The organism is Hungatella hathewayi WAL-18680, from assembly GCF_000235505.1.
In the GTDB taxonomy this organism is placed as follows: domain Bacteria; phylum Bacillota; class Clostridia; order Lachnospirales; family Lachnospiraceae; genus Hungatella_A; species Hungatella_A hathewayi_A.
The window spans coordinates 3,326,842-3,338,048 of sequence record NZ_JH379027.1 but is presented as its reverse complement, the minus strand read 5'-3'; the positions used below and the strand labels follow the sequence as shown (position 1 = coordinate 3,338,048).

Genomic DNA, 11,207 nt, shown 5'->3' with positions numbered 1-11,207 from the left:
ATATTATGGCTTACAAAAATGTACCCAATATCATTATTGAAAACGCAAGAATTATTTTTCGAAACTTCCGAGGCGAAGAGTCTAAATACAATCGGGCTGGAAACCGGAACTTCTGTGTCATCATCGAAGATCCGGAACAGGCGGAGAAACTCTCCAATGATGGATGGAATGTAAGAGTGCTGGCTCCGAGAGACGAGGATGAAGAGCCGAGACATTATATTCAGGTGGCAGTCAGCTTCGAGAATATCCCGCCTAAGGTGTATATGATTACCAGAAAGACAAAAACACCGTTGGATGATGAATCCATTTCCACTTTGGACTATGCGGAGATTCGGAATGTTGATTTGACGATTCGACCGTATTCTTGGGAAGTGAATGGTAAGACCGGAATTAAGGCTTATCTGAAGACGATGTATGTCACCATCGAAGAGGATGAGTTTGCTGAAAAGTATGCGGAGGAAGAAGGCCCGGAAGAAGTTCCATTCCACTAACAAGCGACAAATAGGGTGCCTGATATTGCCAGCAAGGTAAATGTCCTAAGGCTAGAGGAAACAGCCCTTTATTTTGCGAAAGGAGAAAAGCTATGGCATTTTGGAAGCGGAAAAAGAAGCGAACCACAGCGAAACCGAAGATCAATGCTTCTATTTCCAAGGTCGAAAAACCAAAGAAAATATCAGAGAAGCACGACTTTGTAGTTCATAAAGAGGAACATCAAGTAAGCTTATCACCGAAGCCGAAAATGAAAAATCTTCCCACTTTCAAACCCGACAGATATGAGAAAGAATTTATGAACATCTTTCGTCAACTTGTTTCAGAAAAAAACAGACCGTGGGATATTTGGAAAGACTTTATTGTTATGTCGGCTTGTTCTATATCAAATTCTGTGGACAAATCTCAATTTGATGAGCGAGAGAAACGATACTTGGATATCATTCGCCATTACAGTAAGTCAAAACAGGAACTTTTTCCACAGTTGTTTGCAAATCTGGTCATGTCTTTAGAAATGAATCCGGAGCAGGATTTTTTAGGAAAGATGTATATGAGCTTAAATCTTGGCTACGATGAGTTGAAACAAATATTTACTCCTTATGATATGTGTCGGCTTCTGGCAAAAATCACCATTACGGATGTAACTGAGAAAGTAAGGAAAGATGGCTATATTACCATCAACGATCCATGTTGCGGAGCGGGAGCCAACTTGATTGCTGCTATTCACGAAGCACGAAAGCAATTAGAAAAAGAAAATTATAATTATCAAAACCATTTATTAGTTTCCGGACAAGACATTGAAGAAGTTCCAGCTTTGATGTGCTATATTCAACTTTCTCTTCTAGGAATTGCTGGATATTTTAAAGTTGGAAATTCTTTGATCAAACCAATGACTATGGCTGATGATTTGAAGAATTACTGGTTTACACCTATATATTTTTCAGATGTGTGGACTATGAGAAGATTATTTCACAGTATATGAAAGTTTATGAGGAGGGATAAGCGTGAATGAACGATTGAAAGCATTAGAAAAAGAGCTGGATAGTCTGTTAAATATGGCTCCCATAGAAGATGACTGCACGAAGAATGAAAACGAGATGTACTCGGATATGGCGAACCTGAAAAACAGCATAACAGCGGTTCTTGAGGAGCAACGGAATGGCCGTTGAATTGTATGACTATCAAATAGCAGCAGTAAAAAAAATGAAAAATGGTTGTATTCTGTGTGGCGGCGTTGGAAGCGGAAAATCAAGAACAGCATTAGCTTATTACTATCTCCAGAATGGCGGAAATCCGGATTGCTTGATGGGGGTTGAGGATTATGTTGCGATGGACGATCCCCCAAAGGACTTATACATCATCACAACAGCCAGAAAGCGGGACACGATGGAATGGGAGGGTGATCTTTCGCCTTTCCTTCTTTCGGTTCACGAGGATGTCAATCTATATTCAAATCAGATTGTCGTGGATTCCTGGAATAATATCAAGAAGTACGAGGATGTAAAGGATGCTTTCTTTATATTTGACGAGCAGAGAGTGATAGGCTCCGGAGCTTGGGTGAAGGCGTTTTTGAAAATCACCAAATCAAATCAGTGGATTCTATTGTCTGCAACTCCGGGAGATACCTGGCAGGATTATATTCCGGTATTCATCGCAAATGGGTTTTACAAAAACCGGACAGAATTCATCCGAGAACATGTGGTTTATAGTCGATTCAGTAAATACCCAAAGATTGACCGATATTTGAATATTGGGAGATTGATTCGACTCAGAAATCGTATTTTGGTGAATATGGATTTCAAGCGTCAGACGGTTTCTCATCACGAAGATATATTTATTCGATACAGCATAGAGCGATACAAAGATGTTGGACGAACTCGATGGGACCCGTATAAGAATGAGCCGATTGCGAATGCCGCCGGTCTTTGCTATGTATGGCGGAAAATTGTGAATACGGACGAGTCACGACAGATCGCCTTGATGGAAATTGTAGAGAAGCATCCCAGAGCCATTATATTTTACAACTTTGATTATGAGCTGGAGCTTTTGAACGGGCTGTTTCGAATTTATGAAGACGATGGAGTCTTTGAAATTGCAGAGTGGAATGGTCACAAACACCAGCCAATCCCAGAGTCGAAAAACTGGGTGTATCTTGTTCAGTACAATGCTGGAGCGGAAGGATGGAACTGCATCAAGACAGATACCATTATATTCTACTCACAGAACTATTCTTACAAAATCATGCAGCAATCTGCGGGGCGAATAGACAGATTGAATACGCCATTCAAAGATTTGTATTACTATCACTTGAAATCTCGTAGTGGGATTGATTTGGCAATTAGTAAGGCACTGAAAGATAAGAGAGATTTTAATGAATCGAGGTTTGTGAAGTGGTGAAAGGAGATTAACCATGAATGAAGAGTATTTGGAAGTGGATTTTAAAAAGTATTGTAAAACCTGTAAACACAAGGAATTGGGAGAAAAATTCGACCCGTGTAATGAATGCTTGGATTATGGATACAATCTCAATTCCCAGAAACCTATGAAGTGGGAGGAAAAGAAAAAATGAGCTATCAATATGACCGATATTTGGCGCAACATAAATCCAACGTTGAAGCCGGATTTCGTTGGTTGCAGAAAAATCTTCCTGAAATTACAGAGGGCAGTGGTGCGGAACACAATATCGTATTTGCACATGACCAATCCAAAACGGAGCCCGATGAGTATGGCCCCTATGATATTTATTTTTATGGAGGCAATCGCTCTTATGGAGTAGTTGAGGATTTCAGAAAAGCTTGGCTGTTACATATTCATCGAAACCCTCACCATTGGCAGTATTGGGTGCTTATCAATGACGCTCCCGAAGAAGGAGAAATTATTTTGGAAATGCCTTACTGTTATGTTCTGGAGATGATTTGTGATTGGTGGTCCTTTAGCTGGTTTAAAGGGAACCTGCTGGAGATCTTCTCTTGGTATGAGGAGCGGAAAAGCTATATAAAACTGCATCCGAATACGAGAAGATTGGTGGAGGATATCTTAGGACGTATCAAAAATAAGCTTGGGGAGGTGATAGTGAATGAAATCAACAGATAGTGTTATTGTGAGTTGGGATTTTTCTCATGGGAAAGACGCTGGCGTTCTGATTGTTGGAAGGCAGCAAAAAGGAAGGGTGGAAATTATCAATGCCTATCAAGGGGAAGAAGCCAAAGAAATTTATCAAAAGCTGGTATTCCACAAATCTAAGAAAATCAATTACAGCGAGGAGAAAACCACATGAAGCAACCGAAAAAATTGACCAGAGAGCAAAAAGAATGCTTATTTGCTCATTATTTAAACTGTAAAGATTGGATGTTGGTTGACGAGACAGAGTTCTATTATCGCATTATCAATAAGAATACGGGTGTGATAAAGAGTGTAGATAAATTCAGAAGAGTTAGAAGGAGAAAAAATCATGAGAAAAATTAAAAACAACTGGAAAGTAGCTTTAATTGTAGCCGTCGGTATTATTGCTATTATTTTGTTAGGTGTGTTTTGTATACAGAGTTCCCAGAACAGAGCATTTACCTTGGAAGAGCAAGTTAATACTGCTGATTCTGACATCAAAGTTCAGGAAAAACGACGTGTAGATTTGGTTTACAACCTTGCTAATTGTGTTAAGCAGTACGATAAGCATGAAGCGGAAACATTGACGGCGATTGTTGAAAATAGAGGCTCTACCGGTGATATCGAAAACGTTACTACAGCTATCACGGCGGTGTCAGAAGCGTATCCAGAATTAAAATCTAATGAAAATTATAAAGAGTTAATAAATGAACTTTCAATTACAGAAAATTTAATTGCAGAATATCGGAGTAACTACAATAAGCAGGTAAAAGAATACAACCGATATATACGCAAATTCCCGACAAGATTTTTTCTCAATATTCTCGGATATGAGGTTCGGGGATATACCTATCTTGACTATAGTGCTCCTGCCGATGCTCCGCAGAATCTGTTTGGAGAGTAAAAGCTATGAGAGGACGCAAGCGTAGAAGTTTTGATTTCGGGAATTTCGAGATTACGAAACGGGAAATACTGGTAAGTGTATCGATTGTCGCTATTATGCTTCTGATTGGAGTCCTTATTGCTGGAAAAATTTCGGATTATCAATTGGATAAAAATGAAAAATACAACAAGGCGATAAAAATAGAATCTCAGGAACTGTTTGAGTACGGAATGAGGACTAATGCCGGGAACGCTTTTGTATATGGCGATTTGAAAGCGGTCGATACAGTTACATATCCTGGAATTGGTGGAGAATACATTTATATTGAAAAAGTGAAAGAACGATATACAATGCATACTCGCCAGGTTGCACATACAACAACTACGAATGGAAAAACCCATACTTACTATACAACGGAAACCTATTGGACATGGGATTATGCTGGTAGTGAGGAACAGATATGTGATGAAATATCATTTTTAAATTACGTTTTTTCAGTTAGTAAAATCGACCTGCCGGGAAAGGAGTATATAGACACTGTTAAAGAATCCAGCCACATTCGTTATAAGTATTATGGAGTTGGTTTAAACTTTACCGGAACCATATTTACAGAACTGGCTGATAAAACAATAGCCGATAACTCACCATTTTATGAAAATATGAAGATTGATGAAACCGTAGAATACTTAGAAACCGATTTTGCAATGTGGATATTCTGGATTATTTGGATGGTCTTAATTGGAGTCTGTGTCTACAGTTTCTATTATATCGACAACAAATGGCTTGAGTAATTGGAGAATTTGGGAGAGGGTCGAGCAATAATGAGGGCGACCACAAGGTGGATATAGTAGTTGCATAAGGGATGAGTCCGCTATAAGAAAGGAGAAAAAACGTATGAATCTTAAATCAGTGAAAATTATTGCAGTAGATTTCGATGGAACTTTATGTGAGAACAACTGGCCAGGGATTGGAGCGCCGAACGAAGAACTGATAGAGTATCTTCGTAATCGGAAAAAGGATGGAGACAAGTTGATTCTGTGGACCTGCCGCGTGGAAGACATGCTTCAAAAAGCTGTTGAGTGGTGTAAGGAGAGAAATCTGGTGTTTGATGCGGTCAATGAGAATCTTCCGGAAATCATCGAGAACTTTGGTTCTGATACCAGAAAGATTTTTGCAAATGAGTATATAGATGACCGGAATATTCCTTTGTCATCCTGCCGGGAAAAATCCAATACGCAGACATGGGCTGAAAAAGAGGTAGAGATTGCTTGTGAGAACGAAAGAAAAGCCTCCGGAACAAAAGAAGGGGAGTGGGATTATGGTTGCGCCTGCTACGAAAGTGCTCTGAAAGCCTATCACAGTCTGTCCGAGGACGGCCATAGCGGTTTCAGTATCGGTATGACTAAATATATTCTGAATCGCCTAATTGACGGAAAGCCACTTACATCGATCGAGGATACAGAGGATGTTTGGAGTGATATTACGGACCTTTCGGGATATCGCGGTGAAATTGTAAACTATCAGTGTAAGCGAATGAGTTCTCTTTTTAAATATGTATATTCTGATGGAACCGTAAAGTATCACGATGTAGATAGATACTGTGGAATCAATATGAACAATCCATATGATTCCTATCATAGTGGATTGATCGATCGGGTAATGGAAGAGAAGTTCCCTATTACCATGCCATATTTTCCGGCAAGTAAACCATTTAAGGTCTATTGCGAAAATTTTTTAGTTGATCCGGAAAATGGAGATTACGACACAGTTGGAATTTTCTATACAATTACACCAGAAGACTGTACAGTGAAGCTTAATCGCTTCTTTAAAGAAGAAAATGACGAATTTGTTGAAATAGCCAAGGCTGAGTATGATATGAGGAAGCATTGTCATGGCTGTTTCGGAGCCGCTAATAATGATTGTCTGCGTTGCGAGGAGGAGCTTCAGTATGAATCGGAATAGGTTTATCCAGGGATTAAAAGGTGATATTCAATTTTCTGAAAAAGAAAGATGGCGTATTATTCGCAGAAGCCTTCAAAAACATTCGTGGAAAACAAAATGCACCGTGGCAATGGAAGAATTTGCAGAACTTCAGCAGCAAATCAGCAAACAGATTCGTGGATATGATGACAGAATTGGACTCTTGGAAGAGATGGCAGATGCTTATATTTGCCTGAACTTCCTGGAGTCCATTTTTGATATTAAGCCGGATGATTTACAGAAAGCGATTGATGTGAAACTGGAGTATCGAATTAAAGTCGCCCCAGAACCCATGAAAGGAGAAGACAATGATTAAAATTGAAAATGTAGAAGTTATGGGATGGGAACACACTATCCGAGGAATACGGAATACGATGGGCAGTTGGAATAAATCCGATAGCGGAATCTGCAAAGGTGGGGATGATGGTATCGGATGCGAGAATTGTGTCAATTGCGATTCCTGCGAGCATGCATATGATCATTCCTGGCAGCTCGGTAAAGCAGACCACGATTTGATGATGCGACTTGAGGATGCGGGGTATCGGCGAATGATTACGGTGAATCTGGACATCACGGCTCCGCTGTATTGGTGGAAAGATTTTTATACCTACGAGGTTGGTGCGGTGGCTGATTCCTGCTCTGCGATGTCTGAACTGGCTGCGAAGGCGTTTACATTGGACGATTTTTCGTGTGAGCATCTTGATATTCGGACCATTAAAGTGCTAGAAGACGTTGTAAATGTGTTAAACGACTATATGACTTTATATGTAAATTATAATGCTGATGATTTCGAAATCAAAGGATGCCCAAGTAAAGAAGGTATTTGGTGGCAGATGATTCAGCTTCTTCCCTCTTCTTATAACCAGAAGCGGACGGTTATGCTGAATTATGAAACACTGACCGGTGTTTATCCCATGCTAAAAAATCATGAGCTGGATGAATGGGTAGAATTCCGCAAGTGGATTGAGGTACTTCCATATTCTGAAATTATCATTGGTAAAGCGATGGGGATAAAACATGATTCAATATTATGAGTCTATATTTTACAACACTTTGGAAGAACTATTAGCAACCTGGAAACCCAACCATCCGGATGTTTTGAGGTTGAGAGCAAAATATGGAGAAGATATTCAATTTAGTACAATCGCACATCGAAGTGGTGTAAAGCCTCAATTTGAACTGAGTTGCTACGAACTAAAAAAATTAAAAGGAGAGCGTAATAATGACATTTATTCAATATCTAATTTTATTTAGCCTTGTATATCTTTATGTATATGCTCTGATTGGTAGAATTTGTAAATGCATCGAACATTGTGCTACCGCCAGAGCTTATTCTAAATTCAGAGAGAATGGAGTTATGACTAAAATGGACGATGTTGAGGCTGGTATTATTAAAATCGGAAAAGAGAGGGAGGATGCAAGAAAAAATGTGGTGTCGTAAGTTAGTAAAAAATAAAATCTATGCCGTTCTGTTTATTCTTCTAGGAGCGTTGTCAGTCCCGATTGAATGGGACGCAACGTTCTTTTTATTTACCCTGATTATGGGTGGATGCTTATTCTTTTCGAAAGAGAATTGGATTTATGAAGGAGAGGAAGACGATGGGACGAGCCGAGAGAAGGCGTACTCAAAAGTTAGAACAGAAAGAGAAAACCACTACATATAATCTCACAAAGGCACAACTTGATGCTATGGTTCGGAAAAAAATCGGAGATGAACTTACCAGAGTAAAGCAGGAAGCTACCGATGATGCGGTAAATACCGCGATGGTTCTGCTTCTGACTCTTCCACTGGAAGTGCTGATGGACCATTATTGGACAAAATCCTATGCAAAGAGAATTCCGAAGTTTACCGAACGAGTTCTGGAATACTACGAACGATGGCAAAATGGTGAGTTGGATATGGAAAAACTGAAAGAGGATTTGTGGGAATATGGTGGTGTGAAATTAGTTGAAAGTGAGGGTGAAGCAACATGAAATGTGTAATGGGAGTTATTGCGTGTATTGTTGGGCTCGTGGGTCTGATCGGACTGATTGTGTTAAAGGCGACCAGCTCTTCTGCAACTTATATGGACGATTCGTTCCGGTGGGGAGGACGAGATGGGCGTTAAAAATGATTATCGTAAAAATGCAGAAGGGTATTCCGATCCGACTGCCTGTGAAGCACTGAGAAACATTGAGCGGGAAGAAGAACGGTTCCATAAGCTGCTGGATACGATTTTTACTCTTTGTGAACTGTCCGACTTCCACGTTGAAGAGCGGATCGTCATCAAGGACAAACGAACCGGGCGAATTTGGAGGTAGCTTATGGATATGACTGATTTACAGCGAGCGATTGATACACTTGTAGAAGTTTGGGAAAAGTTTACAGCATCTATAAAAGAGATGGCGGATGCTCTGAACAAGGCGTTTGGAGTTTCGACACCTGAGAAAGAGAAGAAAAAGAGTCTAGGTTCTCCGGCTCGATATGGGATGTCTTTGCGGAAATCTCGAAGAGAATCCTTCGTTAAGCAGTATTCGTATCGGCCAATTGTTCAGAAACACTTACCTTATCAGAGAAGGAACTATTGAAAATCGTCCGTACAAAGCTTGAAAGTGGGTGAAAATTATGCCCACTTTTGAGTTTTGAAAAATGGGCTTTGGCCACTTTTATGTGGGCTTTTTGAGAAACGCAGGGAATTTTGGGGAAGGATTCGGACGATTTTGGTCAAATTTGTGGCCATTTGCCCACTTTCTGCCCACATTTAAAACCCCGATTTGGTCAGTAAAAACCCAGTATTTATGCGGGTTTGTGGGCTCAAAGCCCACTTTCCCACTTTTTTTCTTAAACTATTATGATAGAAAGTTTAAAAGTATATAGTAATAGCGCAAAAAAAGTGGGTTTTTGGCCACGAGCAAAAAATGGAGGAAATCATGAGCAAGATTAGTTGGGAGAGCTTGTATGAAAATTTTAAGTCAATCTATCCAAGGTTGTCGCGGTCATCCGTATATTTTCGTCCGTTCGGTTATATGAGTATAGTAGTGTATTTTGAGAATGGAATGAAGATGGTCTATGATGATCTCAGAAAACAGGCATATATCACAGCTTAAAGAAAATGTCAAGAGATAATGAAAAATTTCTTTTCTTCTGGAAAAATTTATGATATACTGTAAGAGCCACACAATCTAATATCGAATCCGTTTAAGGGAATTCACTTTGGTAAAAGGTGTATTCTCTCTTTACTCATACCTTAAACGGAACGAGATTGTGTGGCAACAATGGGAGAACACTTTTTTAGGTGCGTCTCTTGTTGGGGCCGCACCTTTTTTATTGCGCCAAAATCTATCTGACTAGAGGACGGTGACATTGTGGATAGACCATATACAGAAATACAAGTTCTAAAAAAATTAGATATTCCTGACTTTCGTCATCTGACAAAGGATAAAGTCATAGCATTTGCTACAATGATTCCGGGAATGGAACCTGAAGTGGCAAAGAAGGCTTTAGAGCAGTTTCCTAACTTCGTATCGACATCTCTTGAAATTATGAAAGAGTATCGGGGTATTCTTGAACAGTTGATGAATGATGACAGGGATGGTGCGGAAATATGTTACGATATGTATAATCGTGTGATGAATTCTCTTGAGTGTATTCTTGAAGATGACAATTTGACCTTTAAAGAAAAGACTTACATACTCGAACAAATGAGAGAGGTTGCCGATGAAATATCGAAAAAGGATTCCGAAAAGTCGGCTAACCGCATAAAGTTAATAGGGATTGTGAGTGGAGTGGTGGCGGGTGTTATTACAGTTTTAGGTACCGCCATTGGGGTCAATTTAACTTCTAAGCAAAACAATATTCCCGGCGATGACGAAGAAGAAAACCATTAAAAGGAGATTGAAAATGAAAAAGATTGTTATGCTTATGATCGCAGCAATTATGACGTTTTTGCTTATTGCTTGCTCTGATTCTCAGACACATGATGGCGAAGCAAAGACACCTTCTGCATCGGGAGCTCAAAAAGGAAGGGATTATCAGTCAGTTGTTGAAGATTTTGAAGAACGTGGATTTACAAACATATCGTTAGTTGCTCTTGATGATTTAATAACAGGTTGGCTGACGAAAGATGGAGAAGTTGAAAATGTTTCTGTTGATGGTGATGAAAATTATTCCGCTGATAAATGGTATTCAAATGATGTAGAGGTTATTATTACTTACCATACATTTTCGGAAGAGAGTGATTTGGAAGAAGATGAGGAGTCGAAGGAGTCAATAAGCGAAAAAGCCGAAGACAAAGCAGTAGAATCGATACTCACAATTGAAACTTGTGCTGATCTCGAAAAACTTTTATCGACTGAAGGAGAAATAAACGATTTTTATTTCACTTTTGCAGAACAATATAAAGGCTCAACGATAGTATTCGATGGTTGTATTACCTACATTACAAACCATGGCGATTACGATACTCGATATGATATTTTGATGAGCGGCGGTAATTATGTAGATGATGAAATGGTCAATCCTGGACCAATCTTTAAGTTTGAAGATGTGAATACTTATGGAATGGGAATCGAGGATTTATATCTTCCTGATTATATAAGCGTTGGATCAAATGTACATGTGACCGCTGAAGTTGAATATTTTAGTGAGAATGAAGGTGTTTTTTATCTAAATCCTGTGAAAGTTGAGTCCCGATAAAATAAAGAAATTATTTAGCCTGTACCTATTGGAATGGGGGTACGGGCTATTTTTATGTTTTCATTTGGTTCTTTTTTT

18 protein-coding genes are annotated in these 11,207 nt (G+C 39.3%); all 18 read left to right on the top strand.

Annotated features, from left to right (window positions below; all coding sequences use genetic code 11):
• The first annotated feature begins 5 nt into the window (after window positions 1–5).
• The 18 genes from HMPREF9473_RS15180 (at window position 6) to HMPREF9473_RS15100 (ending at window position 11,129) form a co-directional block, all read left to right on the top strand.
• Complete coding sequence (locus HMPREF9473_RS15180; RefSeq protein ID WP_006781030.1) at window positions 6–491, top strand: hypothetical protein; 486 nt, start codon at window positions 6–8, stop codon at window positions 489–491.
• Window positions 492–583: 92 nt separating this feature from the next.
• The gene (locus HMPREF9473_RS15175; protein WP_006781029.1) at window positions 584–1,471 is read left to right on the top strand and encodes an N-6 DNA methylase; all 888 of its coding nucleotides are present in this window, start codon (window positions 584–586) and stop codon (window positions 1,469–1,471) included.
• A gap of 22 nt (window positions 1,472–1,493) precedes the next feature.
• On the top strand, window positions 1,494–1,658 hold the full coding sequence (locus tag HMPREF9473_RS27795; protein WP_006781028.1) for a hypothetical protein: 165 nt from the start codon (window positions 1,494–1,496) through the stop codon (window positions 1,656–1,658).
• A complete protein-coding gene (locus HMPREF9473_RS15170) occupies window positions 1,648–2,886 on the top strand; it encodes a DEAD/DEAH box helicase family protein (RefSeq protein WP_006781027.1) in 1,239 nt (412 codons plus the stop codon). The genes HMPREF9473_RS27795 and HMPREF9473_RS15170 overlap by 11 nt, the downstream gene beginning before the upstream one ends.
• A gap of 105 nt (window positions 2,887–2,991) precedes the next feature.
• Window positions 2,992–3,582 carry a DUF5662 family protein gene (locus HMPREF9473_RS15165; RefSeq protein WP_347509042.1) on the top strand — a complete coding sequence of 197 codons (591 nt, stop codon included), beginning with the start codon at window positions 2,992–2,994 and terminating at the stop codon, window positions 3,580–3,582.
• A complete protein-coding gene (locus HMPREF9473_RS15160; RefSeq protein WP_006781024.1) occupies window positions 3,566–3,766 on the top strand; it encodes a hypothetical protein in 201 nt (66 codons plus the stop codon). The genes HMPREF9473_RS15165 and HMPREF9473_RS15160 overlap by 17 nt, the downstream gene beginning before the upstream one ends.
• Window positions 3,763–3,954 carry a DUF6906 family protein gene (locus HMPREF9473_RS15155; protein WP_006781023.1) on the top strand — a complete coding sequence of 64 codons (192 nt, stop codon included), beginning with the start codon at window positions 3,763–3,765 and terminating at the stop codon, window positions 3,952–3,954. Before HMPREF9473_RS15160 ends, HMPREF9473_RS15155 begins: the two co-directional genes overlap by 4 nt.
• On the top strand, window positions 3,941–4,495 hold the full coding sequence (locus HMPREF9473_RS15150; RefSeq protein ID WP_006781022.1) for a LemA family protein: 555 nt from the start codon (window positions 3,941–3,943) through the stop codon (window positions 4,493–4,495). Before HMPREF9473_RS15155 ends, HMPREF9473_RS15150 begins: the two co-directional genes overlap by 14 nt.
• Before the next feature lie 5 nt (window positions 4,496–4,500).
• Window positions 4,501–5,265, top strand: coding sequence for a hypothetical protein (locus tag HMPREF9473_RS15145; protein ID WP_006781021.1), 765 nt, complete (start codon window positions 4,501–4,503; stop codon window positions 5,263–5,265).
• A gap of 103 nt (window positions 5,266–5,368) precedes the next feature.
• Entirely contained in the window at window positions 5,369–6,436 is a 1,068-nt protein-coding gene (locus HMPREF9473_RS15140; RefSeq protein ID WP_006781020.1) for a hypothetical protein, read from the top strand.
• Window positions 6,423–6,770 (top strand): hypothetical protein, encoded by a 348-nt coding sequence (locus tag HMPREF9473_RS15135; protein ID WP_006781019.1) that lies wholly within the window; start codon window positions 6,423–6,425, stop codon window positions 6,768–6,770. The genes HMPREF9473_RS15140 and HMPREF9473_RS15135 overlap by 14 nt, the downstream gene beginning before the upstream one ends.
• A complete protein-coding gene (locus HMPREF9473_RS15130) occupies window positions 6,763–7,488 on the top strand; it encodes a hypothetical protein (protein WP_006781018.1) in 726 nt (241 codons plus the stop codon). The genes HMPREF9473_RS15135 and HMPREF9473_RS15130 overlap by 8 nt, the downstream gene beginning before the upstream one ends.
• A 188-nt stretch (window positions 7,489–7,676) precedes the next feature.
• Window positions 7,677–7,895, top strand: coding sequence for a hypothetical protein (locus HMPREF9473_RS15125; protein ID WP_006781017.1), 219 nt, complete (start codon window positions 7,677–7,679; stop codon window positions 7,893–7,895).
• Window positions 7,896–8,053: 158 nt separating this feature from the next.
• Window positions 8,054–8,428: a hypothetical protein gene (locus HMPREF9473_RS15120; protein ID WP_034859383.1), complete on the top strand. Its 375-nt coding sequence runs from the start codon at window positions 8,054–8,056 to the stop codon at window positions 8,426–8,428.
• A gap of 123 nt (window positions 8,429–8,551) precedes the next feature.
• Complete coding sequence (locus HMPREF9473_RS15115) at window positions 8,552–8,755, top strand: hypothetical protein (RefSeq protein WP_006781013.1); 204 nt, start codon at window positions 8,552–8,554, stop codon at window positions 8,753–8,755.
• A 3-nt stretch (window positions 8,756–8,758) separates the two neighbouring features.
• Window positions 8,759–9,022, top strand: a complete 264-nt coding sequence (locus HMPREF9473_RS15110; protein WP_006781012.1) for a hypothetical protein — start codon at window positions 8,759–8,761, stop codon at window positions 9,020–9,022.
• A 777-nt stretch (window positions 9,023–9,799) separates the two neighbouring features.
• A complete protein-coding gene (locus tag HMPREF9473_RS15105; protein WP_006781010.1) occupies window positions 9,800–10,321 on the top strand; it encodes a hypothetical protein in 522 nt (173 codons plus the stop codon).
• 13 nt (window positions 10,322–10,334) lie between these two features.
• Window positions 10,335–11,129 (top strand): DUF4839 domain-containing protein, encoded by a 795-nt coding sequence (locus HMPREF9473_RS15100; protein WP_006781009.1) that lies wholly within the window; start codon window positions 10,335–10,337, stop codon window positions 11,127–11,129.
• Window positions 11,130–11,207: the final 78 nt, after the last annotated feature.